At 69.5% G+C, this 22,653-nt stretch carries 21 protein-coding genes; 6 read left to right on the top strand and 15 right to left on the bottom strand.

Translation table 11 applies throughout. The features are described from left to right. Nucleotides 1-2: 2 nt before the first annotated feature. Nucleotides 3-1,043, bottom strand: coding sequence for an NAD(P)-dependent oxidoreductase (locus tag ASE12_RS08780; protein WP_056399378.1), 1,041 nt, complete (start codon nucleotides 1,041-1,043; stop codon nucleotides 3-5). Next, a complete protein-coding gene (locus ASE12_RS08785) occupies nucleotides 1,040-1,843 on the bottom strand; it encodes an S-methyl-5'-thioadenosine phosphorylase (protein ID WP_056404671.1) in 804 nt (267 codons plus the stop codon). Before ASE12_RS08785 ends, ASE12_RS08780 begins: the two co-directional genes overlap by 4 nt. A gap of 176 nt (nucleotides 1,844-2,019) precedes the next feature. Here ASE12_RS08785 and ASE12_RS08790 point away from each other — a divergent pair, with 176 nt between their 5' ends. From ASE12_RS08790 to ASE12_RS08805, 4 genes are all read left to right on the top strand, one after another. Next, nucleotides 2,020-2,691 (top strand): hypothetical protein, encoded by a 672-nt coding sequence (locus ASE12_RS08790; protein ID WP_200954986.1) that lies wholly within the window; start codon nucleotides 2,020-2,022, stop codon nucleotides 2,689-2,691. Nucleotides 2,692-2,876: 185 nt separating this feature from the next. Next, the gene (gene sigK / locus ASE12_RS08795; protein WP_235508877.1) at nucleotides 2,877-3,473 is read left to right on the top strand and encodes an ECF RNA polymerase sigma factor SigK; all 597 of its coding nucleotides are present in this window, start codon (nucleotides 2,877-2,879) and stop codon (nucleotides 3,471-3,473) included. Beyond that, entirely contained in the window at nucleotides 3,470-4,171 is a 702-nt protein-coding gene (locus ASE12_RS08800) for an anti-sigma factor domain-containing protein (RefSeq protein WP_056399382.1), read from the top strand. Before sigK ends, ASE12_RS08800 begins: the two co-directional genes overlap by 4 nt. After that, nucleotides 4,168-5,484: a cyclopropane-fatty-acyl-phospholipid synthase family protein gene (locus ASE12_RS08805; RefSeq protein ID WP_056399386.1), complete on the top strand. Its 1,317-nt coding sequence runs from the start codon at nucleotides 4,168-4,170 to the stop codon at nucleotides 5,482-5,484. The genes ASE12_RS08800 and ASE12_RS08805 overlap by 4 nt, the downstream gene beginning before the upstream one ends. A 25-nt stretch (nucleotides 5,485-5,509) precedes the next feature. Here the strand turns inward: ASE12_RS08805 and ppk2 are convergent, their stop codons facing one another. After that, complete coding sequence (gene ppk2, locus ASE12_RS08810; protein WP_056404677.1) at nucleotides 5,510-6,415, bottom strand: polyphosphate kinase 2; 906 nt, start codon at nucleotides 6,413-6,415, stop codon at nucleotides 5,510-5,512. A 98-nt stretch (nucleotides 6,416-6,513) separates the two neighbouring features. Here ppk2 and ASE12_RS08815 point away from each other — a divergent pair, with 98 nt between their 5' ends. Then, on the top strand, nucleotides 6,514-7,065 hold the full coding sequence (locus tag ASE12_RS08815) for a 4'-phosphopantetheinyl transferase superfamily protein (RefSeq protein ID WP_056399388.1): 552 nt from the start codon (nucleotides 6,514-6,516) through the stop codon (nucleotides 7,063-7,065). Here the strand turns inward: ASE12_RS08815 and ASE12_RS08820 are convergent. The 5 genes from ASE12_RS08820 to ASE12_RS08840 form a co-directional block, all read right to left on the bottom strand. Beyond that, nucleotides 7,037-8,356 (bottom strand): M1 family metallopeptidase, encoded by a 1,320-nt coding sequence (locus tag ASE12_RS08820; protein ID WP_056399391.1) that lies wholly within the window; start codon nucleotides 8,354-8,356, stop codon nucleotides 7,037-7,039. The two genes, ASE12_RS08815 and ASE12_RS08820, sit on opposite strands and share 29 nt — an antisense overlap. Continuing rightward, complete coding sequence (locus ASE12_RS08825; protein ID WP_235508878.1) at nucleotides 8,353-12,252, bottom strand: Pls/PosA family non-ribosomal peptide synthetase; 3,900 nt, start codon at nucleotides 12,250-12,252, stop codon at nucleotides 8,353-8,355. The genes ASE12_RS08820 and ASE12_RS08825 overlap by 4 nt, the downstream gene beginning before the upstream one ends. 223 nt (nucleotides 12,253-12,475) lie before the next feature. Next, nucleotides 12,476-13,171: a FadR/GntR family transcriptional regulator gene (locus ASE12_RS08830; RefSeq protein WP_056399394.1), complete on the bottom strand. Its 696-nt coding sequence runs from the start codon at nucleotides 13,169-13,171 to the stop codon at nucleotides 12,476-12,478. A 33-nt stretch (nucleotides 13,172-13,204) separates the two neighbouring features. Next, complete coding sequence (locus tag ASE12_RS08835) at nucleotides 13,205-13,960, bottom strand: SDR family NAD(P)-dependent oxidoreductase (protein WP_056399397.1); 756 nt, start codon at nucleotides 13,958-13,960, stop codon at nucleotides 13,205-13,207. Beyond that, nucleotides 13,957-14,817: a fumarylacetoacetate hydrolase family protein gene (locus tag ASE12_RS08840; protein ID WP_056399399.1), complete on the bottom strand. Its 861-nt coding sequence runs from the start codon at nucleotides 14,815-14,817 to the stop codon at nucleotides 13,957-13,959. The genes ASE12_RS08835 and ASE12_RS08840 overlap by 4 nt, the downstream gene beginning before the upstream one ends. A 105-nt stretch (nucleotides 14,818-14,922) precedes the next feature. On the opposite strand from ASE12_RS08840, the gene ASE12_RS08845 reads away from it, so the two are divergent. Beyond that, entirely contained in the window at nucleotides 14,923-15,774 is an 852-nt protein-coding gene (locus ASE12_RS08845) for an amidohydrolase (RefSeq protein WP_056399401.1), read from the top strand. Here ASE12_RS08845 and ASE12_RS08850 read toward each other — a convergent pair. The 7 genes from ASE12_RS08850 to ASE12_RS08880 form a co-directional block, all read right to left on the bottom strand. Beyond that, nucleotides 15,771-16,109 carry an L-rhamnose mutarotase gene (locus tag ASE12_RS08850; RefSeq protein WP_056399403.1) on the bottom strand — a complete coding sequence of 113 codons (339 nt, stop codon included), beginning with the start codon at nucleotides 16,107-16,109 and terminating at the stop codon, nucleotides 15,771-15,773. The genes ASE12_RS08845 and ASE12_RS08850 overlap by 4 nt on opposite strands. Beyond that, on the bottom strand, nucleotides 16,106-17,281 hold the full coding sequence (locus tag ASE12_RS08855) for a mandelate racemase/muconate lactonizing enzyme family protein (RefSeq protein ID WP_056399405.1): 1,176 nt from the start codon (nucleotides 17,279-17,281) through the stop codon (nucleotides 16,106-16,108). The genes ASE12_RS08850 and ASE12_RS08855 overlap by 4 nt, the downstream gene beginning before the upstream one ends. Beyond that, nucleotides 17,278-18,120 (bottom strand): carbohydrate ABC transporter permease, encoded by an 843-nt coding sequence (locus ASE12_RS08860; RefSeq protein ID WP_200954987.1) that lies wholly within the window; start codon nucleotides 18,118-18,120, stop codon nucleotides 17,278-17,280. Before ASE12_RS08860 ends, ASE12_RS08855 begins: the two co-directional genes overlap by 4 nt. An 80-nt stretch (nucleotides 18,121-18,200) precedes the next feature. Next, the gene (locus ASE12_RS08865) at nucleotides 18,201-19,181 is read right to left on the bottom strand and encodes a carbohydrate ABC transporter permease (protein WP_200954988.1); all 981 of its coding nucleotides are present in this window, start codon (nucleotides 19,179-19,181) and stop codon (nucleotides 18,201-18,203) included. Then, nucleotides 19,174-20,541 (bottom strand): ABC transporter substrate-binding protein, encoded by a 1,368-nt coding sequence (locus tag ASE12_RS08870; protein ID WP_056399409.1) that lies wholly within the window; start codon nucleotides 20,539-20,541, stop codon nucleotides 19,174-19,176. The genes ASE12_RS08865 and ASE12_RS08870 overlap by 8 nt, the downstream gene beginning before the upstream one ends. A 123-nt stretch (nucleotides 20,542-20,664) precedes the next feature. Then, on the bottom strand, nucleotides 20,665-21,402 hold the full coding sequence (locus tag ASE12_RS08875; RefSeq protein ID WP_056399410.1) for a FadR/GntR family transcriptional regulator: 738 nt from the start codon (nucleotides 21,400-21,402) through the stop codon (nucleotides 20,665-20,667). A gap of 138 nt (nucleotides 21,403-21,540) precedes the next feature. Further along, nucleotides 21,541-22,533, bottom strand: a complete 993-nt coding sequence (locus ASE12_RS08880; RefSeq protein ID WP_235508879.1) for an aldo/keto reductase — start codon at nucleotides 22,531-22,533, stop codon at nucleotides 21,541-21,543. Nucleotides 22,534-22,653 lie beyond the last annotated feature (120 nt).

Here is a 22,653-nt window from a genome sequence, read left to right on the forward strand (position 1 = left end):
CTTCAGCGCCGGCGCAACGGGTCCGTCGCCAGCTGGGCGAGGCCGACCTCGGGGGTGATCTCCGCGGTGAAGCCGAGCTGCTCGGCCGCAGCCCTCGGCGAGGCCACCACGTGCCGCACGTCGAAACGGCGGTAGTCGCCGGTCAGCTCCGGCGGTGTGCCCCCGGCAGCCTCCGCGAGCACAGAGGCCATCTCGCCGATCGTGAACGGGTGCCCCGACGCGACGTTGTAGGCAGTCAGACCCGAGGAGTGCGCCGCGACCTGCTCGACCGCGAGCACGTTGGCACGCGCGACGTCACTGACGTGCACGAAGTCGCGCACCTGCCGGCCGTCCTCGAACACCCGCGGCGCCTCGCCGCGCGCGATCGCCGAGCGGAAGATCGCCGCGACCCCGGCGTACGGCGTGTCCGCGGGCATGCCCGGGCCGTAGACGTTGTGATAGCGCAACGCGATCGTCCGGGCGTCGTCGAGCGTGCACCACGCGGCGGCGTAGTGCTCCTGCGCGACCTTGGACGCGGCGTAGCTCGTGCGCGGCAGGAACGGCGTGTCCTCGCCGATCTCCCGCCACGCGATGTCGCCACCGCAGACCGGGCAGCGTGGATCGAACCGGCCGGCAGCCAGATCGTCCTCACGACGTACGGCCGGCGGCACGTCGCCGTCGACCTGACACGTGTAGCGGCCGTCGCCGTAGACGACCATCGACGACGCGAGGACGAGGTCACGCACGCCGGCTCGTGACATCGCCGCGATCAACCGTGCCGTGCCGGCATCGTTGTGCTCGGCGTAGTCGGGCAGGTCCTGCGCGTCCACGCCGTTGCCGACCATGGCCGCTTGATGGCACACCACGTCGATCCCCTCGAGCACCTCGTCGAGAGGATCGCGGCGCAGGTCGAGGCGGTGGATGCTCGAGTCGTACGGCCCACCGGTCCCGTGCGCCTGCGGGAGGTACGCGTCGAGGCTCACCACCTCGTGATCCCGCTCCAGTGCCTGCGCCCTGATGTGCCCGCCGATGAAGCCGGCCGCACCGGTCAGCAGGATCCTCATGGCAGGTCGATCGGGAGGTCCATGCCGTCCACCGCGTGGGAGCAGCTGCAGTCGCGGTCCGTTCCGAGGCCGGCAACCACCGACGTGAGCGCCGACTTCAGGGTCTCGGTGTGGGCGGCGAACACCGCGAACACCTCGTCCATGCTGACCGCGCTCGCCTCGTCGACGCCGGCGTCATGGTCGGTGACCAGCGCCACCGTGGCGTAGCAGAGCGCCAGCTCGCGGGCCAGGACCGCTTCCGGATGACCCGTCATGTTGATGACCGCCCAGCCCTGGTCGGCGTACCACCTCGACTCGGCACGGGTCGAGAACCGCGGTCCCTCGATCACGACCATCGCGCCGCCGTCCACGGGACTCTGCTCCGCGAGCCCGCCGAGCAGGTGCGTGCGCAGCCTCGGGCAGTAGGGATCGGCGAACGACACGTGGCACGCGCCGGAGTCGAAGTACGTCTGGTGGCGGCCGGTCGTACGGTCGACGAGCTGGTCGGGCACCACGAACGTGCCGGGCCCGTGCTCGACCTGGAGCCCGCCCACGGCGCAGGGTGCGAGCACCTGCCGCACACCGAGGCTGCGCAGCGCCCACAGGTTCGCGCGGTACGGAACCCGGTGCGCCGGGAAGTCATGGTGCGGTCCGTGCCGCGGGAGGAACGCGACCGACCGACCCTCGACGGTGCCGATCGAGATGGGCGCGGACGGCTTCCCGTACGGCGTCTCGACCTCGACCGACCGTGGCTCGTCGAGGAACGTGTAGAACCCGGATCCGCCGATCACGGCGACGTCCGGGCGCTGGATGTCAGTCATGCCGTCGAGCATGTCACCTCGCACGTCCGCACGGGCGACGAGACGACGACGGTCACCGGCCCGTCACGGGTGCGACAGAACTGTTTGCCCTCTGGACCAATCATCCGCACCCCTCCGTGGCGAACCACGGGTGTCAGCAGATGACCCCACGACATACAACCAAGGATGTGGACCACATGAGCTCCATCAGCTCTCGCAAGAAGAAGATCGCCGGCCTCGCCATCGTCGCCATCGCAGCCCTGCCGCTCGCGGCGTGCGGTTCGTCAGGCTCCGACTCGGCATCGTCCGACTCCAAGGTGTCGGTCGCCAAGCCGGTCGCCCGGCTCAACGACCTCAGCACCGGCGGCACCACCGCCATCAAGCTCGACCAGGGCTTCGTCGACGCACTGACGTCGCTGAAGCTCACCCCCGGTGTCGTCGACGGCGCGAAGCTCGAGGACGGCTCGCTGATCTTCCCGATCACGGGCGGCAACGTCACCTACTTCAAGCCCGGCACGGCCAAGCCGTACGTCATCGGCCAGATCCAGCACGAGGCCTCCGGCCTGTCGCTGACCGCAGGCGACACCAAGGTCGAGCTGACCAACTTCAACGTCGACCCCGGCATCTCACGGGTCTACGGCGACGTCACGGTCAACGGCAAGGTGGCCGCCACCAGCGCGTTCCTGTTCCAGCTGCGCGGCGCGACCCTGAAGCCGCTGCAGGCCGAGGGCAACACCGCGATCCTCGAAGGCACCAAGGTCTTCATCAGCCCGGTCGCTGCCGGCCTGCTGAACAAGGTCTTCAAGACCGACGCGGTGACCAAGGACCTCCTGGTGGGCGTCGCGAAGATCACCGTCAACACCAAGTAGTCGACGGCACCTCCCTCCCCTGGGAGAAGCACAGTGGGCGCGTTTCCTCCGGGACGCGCCCACAGTGCTGTCCGGCCACGGACACGACAGGGGCCGCTGCTCCTCGGAACGTGAGGGTTTCCGCCCATCCCTGTGCCGCGCGGCAACGAATCACTCACAACAGGCACCGAGAACGGGAGAACGACATGGCAGCGAACGCCGCTCAGCTGAGGCTCGCGAGCCCCAGCATGCCCGGGGCGGCCGTCGACCTCGGCGATCTCCTGGTCCGCGCCGGCCGGGGCGATGAATCGGCGTTCGCCGACGTGTACGACGTCCTCAGTCCTGCCGTCTACGGCATGGCCCGGCGGGTCATCCGCGATCCCTCGCGTGCCGAGGAGGTCTCCCAAGAGGTCTTCATCCAGGTCTGGAAGAACGCGCCGAGGTTCGACCCTCGGCGTGGCAGTGCCCGGAGCTGGGTCCTGACCATGGCCCACCGCCGGGCGGTCGACGCCGTCCGCCACGACCAGGCGGCCACCAACCGGGAGCAGAAGTACGCCTCCAGCGACGCGCCCGCGTTCGACGAGGTCGAGGAGTCCGTCGCCCTCAGCCTCGAGCACGAACAGGTTCGCCGGTGCCTGGCCGGACTCACCGATCTGCAACGCGAGGCGGTCAACCTCGCGTACTACCAGGGCTACACCTACGCCGAGGTCGCCGAGGCGCTCGGCGTCAACCCGGCCACGATCAAGACCCGAATACGCGACGGCATCGTCCGCCTGCGCGACTGCATGGGAATCGAAGCATGACAACCGACCTGCACACCCTCCTGGCCCCGTACTCGCTCGATGCACTCGAGTCGTCCGAGAGCGCCCGCTTCGAGGCCCACCTCGAGCAGTGCTCCGCCTGCCGTTCCGAGCTGGCTGGATTCCAGGCGACGGCGACACGGCTCGGCGACGCGGTCGCTCTCACGCCGCCCGCAACCATGCGGTCCCGAGTCCTCACCGAGATCGTGCGAACCCCTCAGGAGCGGCCCGTCGTGACCACGATCGCCCAGCGGCGCGGCCTCAGGTCCGCCGTGCCCCGGCTCGTCGCCGCGGCGGCGTTCCTGGTCGGCACCATCGGTGTCGGCGGCTACGCGATCGAGCGCGACAACGCGCACGAGGCCGACGTGCGCAGCACGGCCATCACGTCCGTCCTGGCCGCACCCGATGCAGCCACCACCTCCAAGACGTTCTCCACCGGCGGCAACCTCCGCCTGGTCGCCTCGCCGGCGAAGGACTCGGCGGTCATCGTGGCCAACGATCTCGCGCCGCTCAAGGGCCACAAGGTGTACCAGGTCTGGATGGTCAACGGTGCCGGATCGAAGTCCCAGGGCACGTTCACGAGGAGCGGCACGATGATCATGCACGGTGCCGGTGGCGCGGACTCCGTGGCCATCACCGTGGAGCCCGAAGGCGGTTCGAAGCAGCCGACCACGGCTCCGATCGTGACGATCGCGATATGAGCCAGGCATCCGCCCTCCTCCGCCTGGTCGAGGACAGCGTCGGGCTCGAGCTGCCGATCCGCCTGCGCAGCTGGGACGGCAGCGAAGCCGGTCCACCCGGCGCGCCGACCGTCGTGATCCGGAACCGCCGAGCACTGCGGCACGTCCTGTGGAGCCCAGGAGAGCTGGGGCTCGCCCGCGCGTACGTCCAAGGCGATCTCGACGTCGAGGGCGATCTCGGCGAGGCGCTGCGGTCCCTCTGGGACGCGGTCCGCAACGCTCGTACGGCCGACGGCTCGGCCGGCCGGCCGCGGCTCGGCCCGAAACAGGTCGCCCGGGCGGCGGCGCTGGCCGTACGACTCGGTGCGATCGGTCGCTGCCCGCCGCGACCGGCGGCGGAGTCCGCCCTGACCGGCGAGCTGCACAGCACGGAGCGCGACCTCGCAGCGATCTCGCACCACTACGACCTGTCCAACGACTTCTACGAGCTGATCCTCGATCCCAACATGGCGTACTCCTGCGGCTTCCACACCACGCCGGAGCTGAGCCTCGAGGACGCGCAGACCGCCAAGCTCCATCTGGTCTGCCGCAAGCTCGGGTTGCAACCCGGCATGAGGATGGTCGACATCGGCTCGGGCTGGGGCTCCCTGACGCTGTTCGCCGCCGAGCACTACGGCGTCCACGTCACGGGTGTGACGCTGTCGGTCGAGCAGCGCGACTACGTCATGGGCAAGGCAGCCGAGCGCGGGCTTCGGGACCGGGTCGACGTGAGCCTGCGCCACTTCCGTGACCTCGAGGCGTCCGGCGTACGAGACGCGGAGATCGACGCGATCGCCTCGATCGAGATGGGCGAGCACGTCGGCGACGCCGAGTACGTCGTGTTCGTCGACTCGATCCGCCGCTATCTCAAGCCGGGTGGCCGGGTGCTCATCCAGCAGATGTCACGCAGCAACGACACGCTCGGCGACCGTCCCGGAGGCGGTCCGTTCATCGAGACGTACATCGCTCCGGACATGCACATGAAGCCACTAGCGAAGACCATCGGCCTGATCGCGGCGGCCGGCCTCGAGATCCGGGACGTCCAGGCGATGCGTGAGCACTACCCGCAGACCGTCGCGGCCTGGGCCGCGAACCTCGAGGACAGCTGGGACACCGCGGTCAAGCTCGTCGGCGAGGAGAACGCCCGCGTGTGGCGGCTCTATCTGGCGGGCGGGGCACTCGCGTTCGAGGAGAACCGCATGGGCGTCGACCAGATCCTGGCGGTCAGGCCGAGTGCTCGCGGAGTCAGCGGGATGCCGTCATCGCCGATGGCATGGCTCCCGGTCACCAGCTGAGGCCGCGAACGATCCACAGTGCGTTTCAGTCGGTGGCGTCGCGGAACAGCTCTGATGCCGGTCCGACGATCAGGGGATCAGCCCGGGTGACCAGCTCGTGGTCCTTGTTGTCGTAGTCGAACTGCGCCAGCACGTGCCGCATCGACTCGACGCGCGCCCGCTTCTTGTCGTTGCTCTTGACCACGGTCCACGGCGCGACCCAGGTGTCGGTGCGCGCGAACATCGTCTCCTTCGCGCGCGTGTAGGCGTCCCACTTGTCGAGCGACTGCAGGTCCATCGGCGACAGCTTCCACTGGCGTACCGGGTCGACCTGGCGGATCGCGAAGCGCGTGCGTTGCTCGGACGCCGAGACCGAGAACCAGAACTTGATGAGGTGCAGGCCGTCGTTGACGAGCATCTTCTCGAACGTCGGTGCCTGCCGGATGAACTCGTCGTACTGGGCGTCGGAGCAGAATCCCATGACCCGTTCGACGCCGGCTCGGTTGTACCAGGACCGGTCGAACATCACGATCTCGCCGGCAGCCGGCAGGTGCTGGACGTAACGCTGGAAGTACCACTGCGACTCCTCGCGCTCGCTGGGCTTCTCGAGCGCGACGACACGCGCACCACGCGGGTTCAGGTGCTCGGTGAACCGCTTGATCGTGCCGCCCTTGCCCGCAGCGTCGCGGCCCTCGAACACGACGACGAGCCGTCCGCCGGTGCTCTTGATCCAGTTCTGCAGCTTCAGCAGCTCGATCTGCAGGAGGCGCTTCTGCATGTCGTACTCCTGGACGTCCATGCGTGCCGGGTACGGGTATCCCTCACGCCAGGTGTCGATCGGCCGTCCGCCTTGGTCGAGCAGGATCGGGTCGTCGTCCTCCGTGTCGAGGACGGAGTAGTCGCCCAGACGGTCGATGTCGACGCGGAGCGGCGTCCCGAAGTCAGTGGTCATGCGGGCAACGTACGGTCCGGCGACGGCCATGGGGTGGATGCTCAGCGACGCGGCGGTGAACAGCGCTCACATGGGCGTGATAGACCCGTCACGTGGTCATGGATGCCGGCACGGCGGCTCGCGGGCGGCTCGTCGTCGCCTGGACCACCGCAGCAGGTGCCGACCAGCAGCTGGCCCGGCTCGCCGCGTCCTTCATCGGTGCTGGCGACGGTGACGCTCGCATCGTCCGCGCGTGCCGATCGTGCGGCAGCGACCGGCACGGCAAGCCGTACGTGGTCGGGCTCGACAGCCCGGTCCACGTGAGCCTCAGCAGGACCGGCGGACTCGCCGCCCTTGCGGTGACCGACGCCGGCCCGGTCGGGATCGACGTCGAGGCGCTGCTTACCGGCGGCGCATCCGACGTGGCGACCTGGGTACGCAAGGAGTCCGTCGTCAAGGCGACGGGCCATGGCCTCACGGTCGACCCGGACCTCGTCGAGGTGACACCACCCGGCTCGGCTCCGGCGCTCATCGGGTGGCCCGAGGACGAGCCCTTGGGCTCACCCGTCTGGATGTACGACGTGGAGTGCCCTGCGGGCTACGTCGCCGCTGCGGCGGTGCTGTCGGACGCCGCTCCGGAGCTCACGCCTGGGGCAGCGCCGGAAGGCTGACCTCACGCAGCCACGCGTCGAACAGCCCACCCACCGAGGCGCCGCACATCTCGCCGGTCAACGCGATGAAGTCGTCCGTCGACACCGAGCCGTGGGCATGGCGCTCGGTCCACGTCTGAAGGAGCTCGAAGAACCGGGTGTCACCGACGTCCGTGCGCAGCGCGTGCAGCAGCAGAGCCCCACGCTTGTAGACCCGGTCGTCGAACATCAGGTCGGGGCCGGGGTCGCCCAGCAGGAAGTCCTGCTCGAGGCCGGCCAGGCGGTCCCAGTGCAGCTGCGCATGGTCCGCAGCGGGCTCGCGACCGGACTCCTCCGACCACAGCCACTCGGCGTAGCAGGCGAAGCCCTCGTGCAGCCAGATGTCGCGCCAGCTGGCGAGCGTCACGCTGTTGCCGAACCACTGGTGGGCGAGCTCGTGGGCGACGAGGCGTTCGCTGTCCCAGTCGTCGGTGGCGAAGTTGGAGCCGAAGACCGCGAGTCCCTGGGCCTCGAGCGGGATGTCGAGCTCGTCCGCGGTGATGACGGCCGTGTAGGACGCGAAGGGGTAGGGCCCGAACAACCCCACGAACGTGCTCATCATCTCGTCCTGCCGGGCGAACGGCCCGCCACTGGTGGCCTTCTTGCCTGCGGGATGGACCGTGCGTAGGGGCACGGTGCCGCCCGACTCCACCACGTCGTAGCGGCCGATCTGGACTGTCGCCAGGTAGGTCGCCATCGGCGACTCCTCGACGTGGCGCCACGTCGTGCCCGCGGACCGGCGGCGCTTGCTCTCGAGGACCCCGTTGGCCACGACCCGATAGTTGGAGGGCGCGGTGATCTCGATCGCGTACGTCGCCTTGTTGGCCGGCCGGTCGTTGCAGGGGAACCACGACGGCGCACCGTGCGGCTGGGACGCGACGATGACCCCGTCGGCGAGCTCCTCCCAGCCTGCGTCGCCGTCGAGGCCCGGCATGGGCTGGGGCGATCCGGCGTAGGATACGACGATCGTGAACGTGCTCCCGGCGGCCACGGCGGCACGGGGGCGTACGACCAACCGGTGCTTGCGCTGGGTGTACTTCGCGACGGGCGATCCGTCGACGCTGACCTTGGACACCCGCAGGCGGTAGAGGTCGAGCTCCAGCTCGTCGAGCTCCTCCAGCGCCGTCGCGGTGATGGTGGCGCGACCTGACAGCCGGTTCGACTCGACGCTGTAGTCGAGCTGCAGGTCGTAGTGCGTGACGTCAAACGACAGGTCGCCGTGGTCCGGGACGTAGCGGTCGTCCTCGACACCGACTGCTGCGGCGCGCGTCACCGCGGAGCCGCGATGTCGTCTTCGGCCCACGGCCCGATCGGGTTGCCGATCCAGCGGGTCTTCTTCGGCACCGACTCCCCGCGCATGACGAGTGACACCGGACCGATCGAGGCGTGCGCACCGATGGTCGCGGCCGGGAGGATGACGCTGTGGGGTCCGAGCGTCGATCCTGGCTCGAGCGAGACGGTGTCCATGCTGAGTATCCGATCATGGAAGAGGTGCGTCTGCACCACGCAGCCCCGGTTCACCGTGCTTCCCGCCCCGAGCGTGATGAGGTCTGCCTCGGGCAGCCAGTACGTCTCGCACCACACGCCGCGCCCGACACGCGCGCCCAGCGACCGCAACCAGAGGTTGAGCACCGGCGTGCCCGACGCGGTTCGCGCCAGCCAGGGCGCGCCCAGCACCTCGACGAAGGTGTCGGCGAGCTCGTTGCGCCACACGAAGCTGCTCCACAACGGGTGCTCGGCGGGGCGGACCTTGCCGACCAGGGCCCACTTCGCCCCGGCGGCCGCGAGAGCCGCAATGGCCCCTGCGGCGATGAGCACGAGGCCCGACAGGGCTGCCGCCACCGGCCAGCTCCCGGCAGCGAGCCGCTCCAGCCCGACCACGACGACCAGCCCGAGCAGTCCGTTCAGGACCAGCGGGACGGCGCGGGCCAGCTCGACCAGAGCCCGGAACGTCCGTACGCGCCGAGGCGGTGCATGCGTCCTGCTGTCGTCGGCCTTGCCAGAGGATCGACGGAGCTTCTGCGGCGGGCTGCCCAGCCAGGACGTGCCGGCCTTGGCCTCGGACCGACGCGGCGCGGCCGAGAGCACCGCGACCAGCCCGCCCTTGGGGACCTTGCGACCCGGCGCCGTCATGCCGGAGTTGCCGACGAACGCTCGACGGCCGATCTTGACCTGCTCGATCCGCAGCCAACCGCCACCGAGCTCGTACATGCCGAGCATCGTGTCGTCGGCGAGGAAGGCGCCGTCGTTGACCGAGGTCAGGGCCGGCAGCATCAGCACGGTGGAGGCCTCGACCCCCTTGCCGATCTTGGCGCCGAGCAGCCGCAGCCACCAGGGCGTGAGCGTGCTGGAGTAGAGCGGGAAGAGCCACGTGCGCGCCTCGTCCATCAATCGCACGACCGACCAGGCCTGCCATCCCGGGACGCTGTGCACGGGGTAGGTGCCGCTGGTCAGGCCGATCGACTGCAGCCTCACCGCCGCCAGCACCAGCAGGGCGAGCGCGACGAACCCGGCCAGCACACCGAGCGGCGCCGCTATCGCGAGCCGGGTCAGTGCCTCGCCAAGGCTGTCGGCCGACCGGACGAGGGGAACGACAGCAAGCGCGCCGATGCACACGGCGAGCACTGGCAGCAGCGCAATGCCGCCGGCCACCAAGGCGTACGCGAGGGTCCAACGGCGCCGTCGTGGCGCTCGCGTGCTGGTGAAGGGCCCGCGTGCGGGACCTTTGCGTCGGGCTGGAGCGCCGGACCAGTACTCGCCGTCCGGAACCACGCCGAAGACCGCCGAGCCCGGTCCGATCTCGGCTCGGGCCCCGATCCGGGAGCCGGGACCGAGCAGGCTGCGCACCCCGATCCGCGCGTCCGACCCGACGGTGACGGTGCCGATGTGGAGCGTGTCGCCGTCCAGCCAGTGCCCGCTGAGATCGACCTCCGGCTCGATCGACGCGCCGTTGCCGATCTCGATCAACCCGGTGATGGGTGGCAGCGAGTGCAGGTCGACGTCGGACCCGATCCTGGCGCCGAGCATTCTCGCGTACGTCGTCAGCAACGCCGCGCCGGAGAGCGACCCGGCGCGCAGCTCGTCCGCGAGGTGCTCGGCGAGCCACAGGCGCAGGTGCACCCCGCCACCGCGCGGATGAGCACCCGGCGTGACACCGCGCAGGAGCATGCGGGCGCCCAGCGCAGCGAGGACCATCCGCCCCGGTGCCGAGATCAGGAGCAGCCAGCCGAGAGCGATCCAGCCCCAGGAGATCTGCGGCAGCCAGGACCAGCTGACCATCGACGCGACGAGATGGTTGCCGGCCGCCAGCCACGTCAGCCACCGCAGACCACTCAACGTACGCAAGGGGATGGTCAGGACGATCTGCGCCGCCTGGGTCGCGGTCCGCACGGGCCGGACCGGAGAGTTCTGCCGGGTGGGTTCGCCCGACATGGCGTCGAGCATCGAGGCGAGAGCCGCGACCGACGGGTTCTCGTAGACGTCGGCAACGGTGACGTCGGGGAACTTCTCCCGCAGCCGGCCCACGAGCTGCGCGGCGCTCAGGCTGCCACCGCCGAGGACGAAGAAGTCGTCGGCTGGGCTCGTCACCACGGCGCCGAGCAGGTCGAGCCAGATGGTCTTGAGCCAGGCAGCGGTCCCTTCGAGGTGGGTCGCCTCGGCCGACGCGTCAATGCCCGGCAACGGCCACGGGAGCGAGTCCCGGTCGATCTTGCCTGAGGTGCGGGTGGGCATGGTGTCGAGCCTGGCGAGCCGGGGCACGAGCGCCTCCGGCATCTGTCCCCGCAGCACGGTCAGGGCCGCGGTCAGGTCGAAGGCAGCATCGGTCGCCACGTAGCCGACGAGGATGCGGTTGCCGGCCTCGGTCGTCCGGATCGCGGCAGCTGCGGCCGCCACCCCGGGCAGTCCCAGCAACGCGCTGTCGATCTCGCCGAGCTCGATGCGCCGGCCGCCGATCTTGATCTGTTCGTCGGCTCGACCGACGAACACCAGGCCCTCCCCGTCGTACGACACCAGGTCGCCGCTGCGATAGGCGCGATCCCAGCCCAGTGTCGCCATGGCGGCGTACTTCTCGGCGTCCTTGGCCGGGTCGAGGTAACGCGCGAGCCCGACACCACCGATGATCAGCTCACCGGTCTGGCCCTGCTGTACGTGCCGCCCGTCGGCGTCGACGACGGCGAGGTCCCAGCCGGCAAGCGGCAGCCCGATGCGTACCGGAACGCCCGCCTCGAGCGGCGCAGCGCACGCCACCACGGTCGCCTCGGTCGGCCCGTACGTGTTCCACAGCTCGCGGCCCGGTGCGGCCAGGCGCTCGCCGATCTCGGGCGGGCACGCCTCGCCACCGACGATCAGGAGGCGTACGTCGTCGAGCACGCCGGGTGGCCACAAGGCGACAAGAGTCGGGACGGTCGAGACCACCGTGATGCCGTTGGCCACCATCCAGGGCCCGAGGTCGCTGCCGCTCTTGACGAGGGAACGCGGCGCGGGGACGAGGCAGGCGCCGTGTCGCCAGGCAAGCCACATCTCCTCGCACGACGCGTCGAACGCCACCGAGAGCCCCGCCATCACCCGGTCACCCGGGCCCAAAGGCGCGTCCTGCATGAACAGCGCTGCCTCGGCGTCGACGAATGCCGCGGCGGATCGATGCGAGACCGCGACGCCCTTGGGCGTACCCGTCGACCCTGAGGTGAAGATGACCCACGCGTCATCGGCCGGCAGGGGCTCCTCGTCGATCGAGACGGCGCTGCCACCGCGGCGCGAGGTGATCACCAGCTCGTTGCCGACGACGGCCGCGACATCGGCCTCGGCGAACACCGTGCGGGCCCGGGAATCCGGGTCGTCGACGTCGACCGGCACGTACGCGGCGCCGGCGACGAGGATCCCCATGATCGCGACGTAGAGGTCGATGGTCCCGGAGTCGACCCGGACGCCCACCCGGTCACCGCGTCCCACCCCACGCTCGCGCAGGGCGGAGGCGAACGCGTCAGCTGATTCGCAGAACTCCTCGTACGTCAGGACGTTCGACCCGTTGTCCAGCGCCGAGGCGTCCGGGTGCGCCAGCGCGGTCTGCCGCAGGATGTCGACCAGCGTGCGTACCGGCGGCGCCTGCGTCGCTCGGAGGAGCGGTGAAGGGGCCTCGGACACCAGCGGGCTCAGATCTGATGTCGACACTGAACACACCTTGGAGCAACGACGTGAACGTCCGGTGAATCACCGGACCCGCAACGTTCACCTGGCGTTGGTTGTCCGCCTCACCCGCCGGCCGTAGATTCGATGACGAGCCGGCGGGTGAACAGTCCTCGCCGGTGCACACAGGCTCAGCGTGCTGCTTCAACCTCCATGGGCGCCCTGAGCGACTGGGCCCCTCGCCGACCACCCGGCTCGAGGGGCTCCGTCATGTGTCGGGGTCGTCGGCGCCACCGAGGCTGCGTCGCAGCCAGTCCTCGATCCCCGCGACGTGCGCCAGGGCATGCGCCGCGGCAACGCTCGGCCGACCCTCGGCGATGGCCAGCGCGATCGCACGATGCTCTCGGCGCGTCTGCTCGAACGAGTCCTGCTGGGTCACGCCGCGCCACACCCGCGCCTGATGGGTCCGGGCGGCGACGCTGTCGGCGAGCAGGCACAGCACCGAGTTGCCGGCGGCGAGCGCGATGCGGTGATGGAACTCCAGGTCGTTCACGACCCAGGCCTCGACCGAGTCCTCGACACCGACCGAGTCCACCAGCGCCAGCAGGTCGGCGGCCTCGTCGGGAGGCATCAGCAGCGCCGCCTTCTCGGCGGCCAGCGGCTCCAGCGCGCGGCGCACCTCGAACAGGTCGAGGATGTCCGAGTCCTGGTGGAAGTCGATGACGAACGTCAAGGTCTCGAGCAACAGCTCGGGCTCGAGACTCGTCACGTACGTGCCGTCGCCCCGGCGTACGTCGAGGATGCGGATCATCGAGAGCGCACTGACCGCCTCGCGCAGCGAGCCCCGGGAGATGCCGAGCTGCTCGGCCAGGTCGGCCTCGCGGGGCAGGCGATCACCGGGCTTGAGGCGACCGTCGAGGATCATGTCCTTGATCTTCGAGATCGCGTCGTCGGTCAGTGCCATGTCACTCCGTTCTCGCTCGGTGGCCGGGCAACCTCAGCTGGCGGGCCGGGTTCGCAAGCCTGCCATGCCGCCGTCGACCGCGAGCGTCGTTCCGGTGGTCGACGTGGCCAGCGGACTGGCCAGGTACGCCACCGCGTGCGCGACCTCATGGGGGCTGACGAGCCGGCCGTGCGGCTGACGGGCCGTCATCGCCGCGCGCTCGGCGACCGGATCGTCCGCCTTCTCCAGCAGGCCGGTGACGAAGTCGGTCTCGACCGTTCCGGGATTGACGCTGTTGACCCGGATGCCCTCGCGGACGTGGTCCGCGGCCATCGCCAGGGTGAGCGCGTGGACGGCACCCTTGGTGGCCGAGTAGAGCGCCCGCTCGGGCAGTCCGGCGGTTGCGGCGATCGACGAGACGTTGACGATCGCCGGGCTCGGCGACTGCCGCAGGTGGGGCAGGGCGGCACGGGTCGTCCGGACGACGCCGAAGAGGTTGACGTCGAACACCCGCTGCCAGTCGGCGTCGGTGTTGTCCTCGACCGTGCCCTTCGCGCTGATGCCGGCGTTGTTGACGACGATGTCGATACGTCCGAGCGTGCGCACGACCGTCTCGATCGCCGCACGGACGCTGTCGTCGGAGGCGACGTTCGCCTCGACGGCGAGCGTGCCCTCGGGGGCGGCGCCGGGATTGAGGTCGAGGATCGCGACCGAGGCGCCGCGGTCGTGGAGCTCCGAGGCGATCGCTGCCCCGATGCCGCTGGCACCACCGGTGACGATCGCGACGAGGCCCTCGAGCTCCGCGCTCATCGTGCCGCCTCGTGCGCGACGACGTCCTGGCGCTGCCGGCCGAGGCCGTCGATCTCGAGCTCGACCACGTCTCCCGGCTGCAGGTAGGGGAACCGGCCCGACAGCGCGACACCCTCGGGCGTACCGGTCAGCACGACGTCACCGGGATCGAGCACCATGTACTGGCTCAGGTGATGGATGATGTGGGCGACGTCGAAGATCAGGTCCGCCGTCGACGAGTCCTGGCGGGGCTCCCCGTTGACCCAGCTGCGGAGCCGCAGGTTGGCGTGGTCGACCTCGTCCGGGGTGACCACCCACGGGCCGAGCGGGCTGAAGCCGGGCGCGATCTTGCCCTTGCTCCACTGCCCGCCGGACTCCTCGAGCTGGAACGCCCGCTCCGACAGGTCGTTGGCCAGCACGAATCCCGCCACGTGGTCGAGGCTCTGCTCGACCGAGTCGAGATAGGACGCCCGTCGGCCGATCACGATGCCCAGCTCGACCTCCCAGTCGGTCTTGGTGCTGCCGCGCGGGATCGTCACGGTGTCGTTCGGCCCTGCGATCGTGTTGGCGGCCTTGAAGAACAGCACCGGCACGCTCGGCGGCTCCGAGCCGGACTCGGCGGCATGGGCGGCGTAGTTCATGCCGATGCAGACGATCGTGCCGGGCTTGGCGATGGGTGCACCCACGCGGAGCGTCTCGGCATCGGGGACGACGGGCAGCGTGTCCGCAGCCACGGCAGCACGCACCCGGGCGACGCCGTCCGAGGCCCAGAACGTCTCGTCGATCTCGTCGGTGATCGACGAGATGTCGAGGATGCGGTCCTCGACCTGGACGACAGGGGTCTCGCTGCCCAAGGGGCCGAGCCGGGCAAACTTCATCAGAATCCTTCGCAGACATTCGATCTTTGGTCGAGGCGTCGCGCGCCATTGCGCGGCATTCCGGTATCTTGACGGATCAAACATCCGATGTCTAGTCTCGGGGGTGTGGTCACCTATCTCGACACGCACCTGCACTGCTGGGACCGACGACTCTTCTCCTACGACTGGCTCGACGGCACCCCGTTCCCCGAGCAGTTCACTCCGGCCGATCTGGCCGGCCAGAGCCCGGGCTCCCTGGGCGCGGTGTTCGTCGAGGCCGATCGCACCGCCGACCAGGCCCCGGCGGAGGCCCAGTGGGCCGCGCAGCTGCACGCAGGCGGCCCCGCCATCGCCGCGGTCGTGGCGTTCCTGCCCATCGAGCGCGGCGACGCCGTCGTCGCGGACCTCGACGTGCTGGGCCAGGTTGACAAGGTCACCGGTGTCCGCCGACTGCTGCAGGACGAGCCTGCCGAGTTCTTCGACGATCCCGCCGTCGCAGCCGGACTGGTCGCCGTCGGGCGCGCCGGGCTGACGTTCGACGCATGCGTCCGCGCCCACCAGCTCCCCGCGCTCGTACGTCTGAGGCAGCGCGCCCCCGAGACCACCGTGGTCCTCGACCACCTCGGCAAGCCGGACATCGACGACACCTGGGGCAGCCCGTCGACGACGCAATGGCTCGAGGACCTGACGACGCTGGCCCGGGAGCCGAACACCCTCATCAAGCTCTCCGGCCAGGGTTCGGCGACGGATCCAGCACGTACGTTCGACCGCGCGCACCCGTTCGTGGGTGCCGCCCTCGAGGTGTTCGGGCCGGACCGCTGCATGGTGGGCAGCGACTGGCCGGTGTCCCGCCGCGACGGTGAACCGTACGAGGCGTGGTTGGACTTCGTGGCCACCTCGTTCGGCCTGACGGAGGCGGAGCAGGCACTCGTGCTCCGCACCAACGGCGCCACGACGTACGGGATCGCGCTCGACTAGCCCCCTGAGAGGTGCCAGGCGAGGGTGAGGTCGCGCCAGGGACCGCCCGGCTCGCCCGGTTCGGGGTCGAGCTGGCACGGGTCGGTCAGCTCGAGCCACCGCTGCATCTCATGGTCCTCGTCGAGCACCGCGAGGTCGGCGGCGAGGTCTTCGCCGACGTACTCGAAGTAGGCCACGAGCGTGTCGTCGCGCACGAAGATCGAGTAGTTCTCGATGTGCGCGGCCCGGATCCCGGCCTCGACGGCGTCCCAGACGGCCGCGTGCAGCTCCAGGTAGCGCTCGCGCATGCCGGGTCGCAGCTGCGTCGTCTGGCAGACCCGCAACGGCTCCCTCATGCTCCGAGCCACGTGATGTCGGGGGCACCCGGCTCGCCCGGGACCATGCGGAGGCCTGCGCGCTCCGGCCGTACGTGCGGGCCCGCGGGTGTCGCCCAGCCCTGGCCGACCGGCAGCTTCTCGATCAGCGCCTCGTCCAGCGTGATGCCCGCGCCCGGAGAGTTGCCCAGCACGATGCCGCCGTCGGCGATCTCCTGGTCGATGTGCACCCCGATGGGTTGCCCGAGGTCCTGGACCTCGGTGGTCAGGTGGTTCGGCATGGTGCTCGCCGCGTGCGCGATGATCGACGTGAAGCCGATCGGGCTCACCGGCAGGTCGTGCGCATGCGCCGCCACCGCGACGCGCAGCGCGTTGGTGGTCCCCCACCCGCTGTTGAACTGCACCACGTCGACGGCGTCGGCGTCGAACAGCGGGCGGTACTGCTCGAGACCCGTCAGGTTCTCGCCGGTCGCGACGCCGGTCCTGACGCTCCTGCGCACCTCCGCCAGGCCGTGCGCGTCCCAACGGCGTACGGGCTCCTCGATCCAGGTCAGGTCGATCTCGGCCTCGATCCGCTGGATGTGCCGCACCGCCTGCGAGCGGTGCCACGACTCGTTGGCGTCGAACATCATGGCGGGCTGGGCGGAGTTCGTGGTGAGCACGTCCCGTACGAGGCGGAGCCGGCGGATGTCGTCGTCGGCGTTGCGCCCACCCTTGAGCTTCGCCTGGGCGAAGCCGGCGGCGGCGAACTGCTCGTAGAGCGCGTGCACCTCGTCGTCGGCGAGGCCGAACTCGAGGCCGGACGCGTAGCCGGGCACGAACCGCGTGCGGCCGCCGAGCATCCGCCACAGGGGCTCGCCGGCCATCTTCGCCTTGAGGTCCCAGAGCGCGTCGTCGATCGCACCGATCGACGCGAACACGCTGCCGGTGTGCCCGGACTTGAAGACGTACGACAGCATGCGGTCGTAGAGCGCCGTGACGCCGCGGGGGTCCTCGCCCTCGATCGCGGGGAAGACCCGGGCGAGGTCGCTCCGGCTCGACGGGCCGACGCTGATGCCCTCGTAGCCCTCGTCCGTGGTGAGGATCAGGACGTGCACGTCGGTGCGGGTCCCGACGCTCACGCCGTTGACGTCGCCGACCGGGCGGTGCCACTCGTGCTGCGTGAAGAGCTCGCGGTAGCCGGTGATCTTCATTCCTTGACTCCCCCGGCCGTCATGCCCGCCACCAGGAAGCGTTGCGAGAACAGGAACAGGATCAGGACCGGCAGCATCGACACGATCGTCGCGAGCGCGAGCGTCGGCAGGTGCATCGACTCCGACCCGGCCGCGCTGGGGTTGAACGCCGGCGTGGACGACAGCAGCGTCGAGAGGCCGACCTGCATCGGATAGCTGTCGCTCGACGGCAGCATGACGAACGGCAGGAAGTAGTTGTTCCAGTTCTGCACGAAGCTGAAGAACGCCACGAGGGCCACGACCGGCGAGGCCAGCGGCAGCGCGATGCGGGTGAAGACCTGCACCTCGCTGCAGCCGTCCAGGCGTGCCGCGGCGAGCAGGTTCCGCGGGATGCTCGACGAGAAGTAGATGTAGGTCAGGTAGACGCCGAAGGGATAGAACGAGAACGGCAGGATCACCGACAACGGCTGGCCGACCAGGCCGACCTTGTTCATCTCGAGGAACACCGGCAGCACCAACGCCGTGTTGGGCATCAGCATCACGACGAGCGTGGTCACCATGAGCGTGCGGCGGAAGCGGAACTCGGTCAGGGCGAGCGCGTAGCCGGCCGGGATCGAGATGGCGAGGGTGATGACGAGCGCCGCGATCGAGTAGTAGGCCGAGTTGCGGATCCACTGCACGACCGCGCCGGACTGGAAGTCGAACAGCTGGCGCACGTTGGTCGTGAACGTGTCCCACGAGCCGATCGCGAACGGCGTACGCACGGCCAGCTCGTGCTCGGTCTTGGTCGTCGCGATGAGCAGCCAGGCCAGGGGCACGATGAAGAACAGCGTCGCCACGACGAGGACGAGCCCGATCATGGAACGGCCGCTCCATCCGGTGAGCCTCGAGGCCGTCCGGGCCCGGTCCACGCGGCTGCCTCGAGCCGCCAGGGTCGTACTCATACGTCCTCGGTTTCGAACAGGCCGCCCTTGGTGACGAACACGGCAGACAGCACCAGGGCGACGATGAGAAGCAGCACGGAGATCGCCGCGGAGCCGTTGAAGTCGTTCAGGTCGAACGCGTACTGATAGGCGAGCTGGTTGAGCGAGTAGTCGTTCGGGACGACGGCGTTGCTCGCCTGCGACAGCAGGGAGGGCTCGACGAACAGCTGGGTGCCGGCCGCGAGCGACAGGACCGCCATGTAGGCGATCCACTTGCGCAGCAGCGGCAGCTGGATGTGGATCGCGACCTGGACCGGGTTGGCGCCGTCGATGCGGGCCGCCTCCATGATCTCGGTCGAGATGTTGTTGAGCGCGCCGTACATCACGATGATCCAGCCGCCCGCACCCGTCCAGAACGCGATGATGGCGAAGATCAGCGGGAGGTGATCGGGCTGGATGACGTTGGTGAAGCTGTCCATGCCCATCGCGCGCAGCAGCGGACCAGCGGGGCTGGCGACCGGATCGAGCACGAACAGCCACAGCATCACGCTCGAGGCCCCCGCCAGGGCGCCGGGCAGGTAGAAGAAGAGCCGGGCGCTGGCACTCAGCCAGCGGGCCCGGATGGCGTGCACGACGATCGCGAGGAAGACCACGAGCACGAGCAGCGCCGCGAGCCAGATCCCGAGGAAGAACGCGACGTGCCGGGCGGCGGCGAAGAACCTGAAGTCGCCGATGACCTTCGAGAAGTTGGCGGTCGGCGTGAACCCGCCGTCGACATCGGTCACGGACAGGTAGATCGCGTAGAGCGCCGGCAGGACGCCGAACGCCAGCATGAACAACGCGTACGGCGTCACGAACAGCGCACCGATCGATCGCGTGCGGCCCTTGCGAACCTTGGTCATCCGTGCCGCCTCCTTCGGATGTGGGTGGTGATCGGCGGCCGCCGGCCGGCCCGGGGTCTCCGGGCCGGCCGACTGCGTGGTGGTCACCTCAGTCATTGACCTGGTAACCGTTGACCTTCGCCTGGTTCTTGATGGCCGTGCCCCAGGTGTCCAGATTGTCCTCGATCGACTTGCCCGAGGAGATCAGCGGCGTGATGGTCTTGGCCCAGATCGCCTCCTGGCTGAACGACGGGAAGCCCCAGCCGTCCCAGACCAGACCGGCGGCCGAGGTCAGGCCGGACAGGTCGGTCGCGTAGTAGCCCGAGGACTCCTGCTTCTGGACCCACTTGTCGGCTGCTGCCGCGTACGCGGGGTAGCCCGGGCCGAGGTCCACCTGGTACGCGTCGTCCGTGGTGACGAACTTCGCGAACGTGGCGGCGTTGGCCAGGTTCTTGGAGTGGCTCGAGATGAACCACGTGCCGCCGCCGACGTTGCCCGCCACGGCGGAGTCACCGTCCCACGCGAGCGGTGCGGCGACGCCCAGGCGGCCCTTGGGGACGTTGAGCGACTCCTTGTTGTTGAAGATCGCACCGGCGAACCACGCCGGTCCGGGCATCAGCAGGACCTTGCCGGTGTAGGTCTTCACGAAGTCGGGGGTGAAGACGCTCAGCTTGGTCAGCGACTTGTTGGCCACGAGGGTGTCGAGCATCGACGCGGCGCGCTTGCACTCGGTGGAGTCGGTCTTGACCGTCACCTTGCGGATGTCGGTCACGTCGTTGGCCTGGCACTTGCTCGACCACATGAACACCTCGGGCGTCCAGGTGTCGCCGACCGAGCCGACGATGTAGCCGGGGTGCTCCTTGGCGACCTTCTCGCCGAGCGCCTGGTACTCCTCCCACGTCTTGGGCACGGCGTAGCCGAACTTCTTCAGCAGCGAGCTGTCGTACCAGAGGACCGTCTGGGCCAGGTCGTTGCGGAGGCAGTAGACGCCACCGTCGACGGTGCACGGGTTGAGGGAGCCCTTGGCGAAGCCGGACAGCGTATCCGCGGGGATCAGGCCCTTGTCGAGGCGTGCGGCGAAGGGCTGCTTGCCGGCGACGCCCTGAGTCGCCCACGAGGCGTCGTTGTTCTGCGACGAGAAGACGACGTCGGGCCAGCCCTTGCCGGCGCGGTCGTAGAGGGACATCTTCGTCTTGAAGGAGTTGGACCCGTTGGCCGATCCGTCGTACGTGACGGTCTTGACCTTGATCGACGGGTTCGCCTTCTGGAACGCCTTCACCGCCGGGACGCGGGTCGCGTCGACCCACACGGTGATCGTGCTGTTCTTGTCCTGCTTGGCCTCGGAGAATCCGCGACCTCCGTCCGAGCTGTCACTTCCGCTGCTCGAGCATCCCGAGAGGACGGCCACGGCGGTCACGCTCAGGACGCCGAGAAGGCCGATCTGCCGAACCAGGCGGCGGGGTTGGATGCGGTTCATTCAGTTCCTCCACTGTCACAGGTCTGCCGTGGTCGGCAGCGGAGATAGCACATCATACGTGTGATGTTTGCGCAAGGGTTTTGTGTGAACCGGGTCACTTTTCTTGGGATACGCGCGGACTGATCAGGACTTGCGGGCCGGGTTGCGGCGCTCCCAGGAGCCCACGATGTGATCGGTCATGGCGCGTTGTGCCGCGGCGACGTCCCCGGCGGCGATGGCCTCGTAGACCGCGCGGTGCTCCGAGAGCGTCAGGTCGATGGCGTCAGCTGGCGGATCGCCCTCGAACCGGGCGAACGAGCGGGCGCGGCTGTAGAGCGTGTAGGCGATGTTGCTCGCCAGGAAGTTGTCGGACAGGTCCATGACGGTGCGGTGGAACACCGCGTCGGCCTCGCTGAACTGGGCGTAGTCGTCGGTCAGCGCCACCATCTGGTCGAGCGCCGCGGCGAGCTCGGAGCGCCCTTCCTCACCAGCGCGTTCCGCGGCCTGCGCGGCCATGACGCCCTCCAGCGAGCCCCGGACCAGGGTGAGCTCGTCGAGGGTGTGCAGCTCCTCGTCGTGGGCGATGACCGCGCCCAGCACGATGGGATCGAGGACGTTCCAGCTCGCGTGCGCGCGCACGAGCGTCCCGCGGCCCTGCTGCACGGCCACCAGACCCTTCTCCTCGAGCCGCTTCATCGACTCACGCACGATCGTGCGACTGACCCCGAAGTGCTCAGCCAGGGCGGCCTCCGGCGGAAGCGCCTGCTCCGCCTCGTAGCGACCGGCGACGATCGAGTCGACGATCGCGCGCATCAACATGTCCGACGGGCGCTCCCGGGTCTCGGGCGCCTGCAGATCCTTGATCTGGCCTCGACCACTCATGCGCGCTGACTCCATTTCCTCGGGGCGGTTCCTGACGTGGTGCGAGATCTCAACCGAGCCCACATGACCTCATACGTCCTATCATCTCGCCACCCGCGCAGATGCGGGCGACGGGGCGGGCCACGGCGCGCCGGGACGTCACGCGCGCACCAGCCCCTGGTCGGTCAGCGCGGTCCAGAACTCCTCAGGGATCGGGGCGGTCGCCCGCTCGACCGACGAGGTCGCGTGCGCTGCCGTACGGATGCCCAGCACCACCGACGCGATGTCGGGCCGCCGCAGCGGGAACTGGACCGCCGCGGACGGCAGGTCGACGCCGTGGAGGTCGCACACGGCCTGGATCTGTCGCGCCCTGTCGAGAATCGCCGCGGGCGCCGCCCGGTAGTCGAAGTGAGCGACATCCGGCACCGACGACGTGCTGAGGATGCCGGAGTTGTAGACGCCCGCAGCCACCACGCTGACGCCGCGCTCGGCGGCCATCGGCAGGAGGTCGTCGGCGGCGGACTGGTCGAGCAGCGTGTAGCGACCGGCGACCATCATGATGTCGACGTCGGTGCGGCGGACGAACTCGGCGAGCATCGCCGACTGGTTCATCCCGGCCCCGATCGCACCCACCACCCCTTGGTCGCGGAGCTCGACCAGTGCGTCGACACCCGTCGTGGAGGCCTCTTCCCAGTGGTCGTCCGGATCATGGAGATAGGCGATGTCGAGTCGGTCGAGGCCCAGCCGCTCGAGGCTGGACTCGACCGACCTCAACACGCCGTCCCGGGTGAAGTCGAAGACCCTCTTGGTCGCCGCCGGGACGACGAAGCCGTCGTCATCTTGTTGATCCGCCGTCTCCGGGGAGTCGACGAGCAGCCGGCCGACCTTGCTGGAGATGACGAACTCGTCGCGAGGCCGACCGGCCAGGGCGCGGCCGAGGCGTCGCTCCGACAGCCCGAGGCCGTAGTGCGGAGCGGTGTCGAAGTAGCGGATGCCCGCCTGCCAGGCGGCCACGACCGCGGCCTCTGACTCCGCATCGGTCGACTCCTGGAAGAGGTTCCCGAGCTGCGAACCTCCCAGGCCGAGCTCGGTCAACGATCCGCCTCGCCGGTAGTCCCGTCGCTTCATGGCTCCCACGGCTGACTGTCCCACGACGCTCCCTCATCCCGTTGCGAATCGGCGAGGACCCGCCGGCCCGGCTCAGTCTAAGGTATGATGTATTACCTATCAACTGGCCTTTCAGAGGCCGCCCGGATGAGATCGAAGGGACGA

This window comes from Aeromicrobium sp. Root236, assembly GCF_001428805.1.
Classification (GTDB): Bacteria; Actinomycetota; Actinomycetes; order Propionibacteriales; family Nocardioidaceae; genus Aeromicrobium.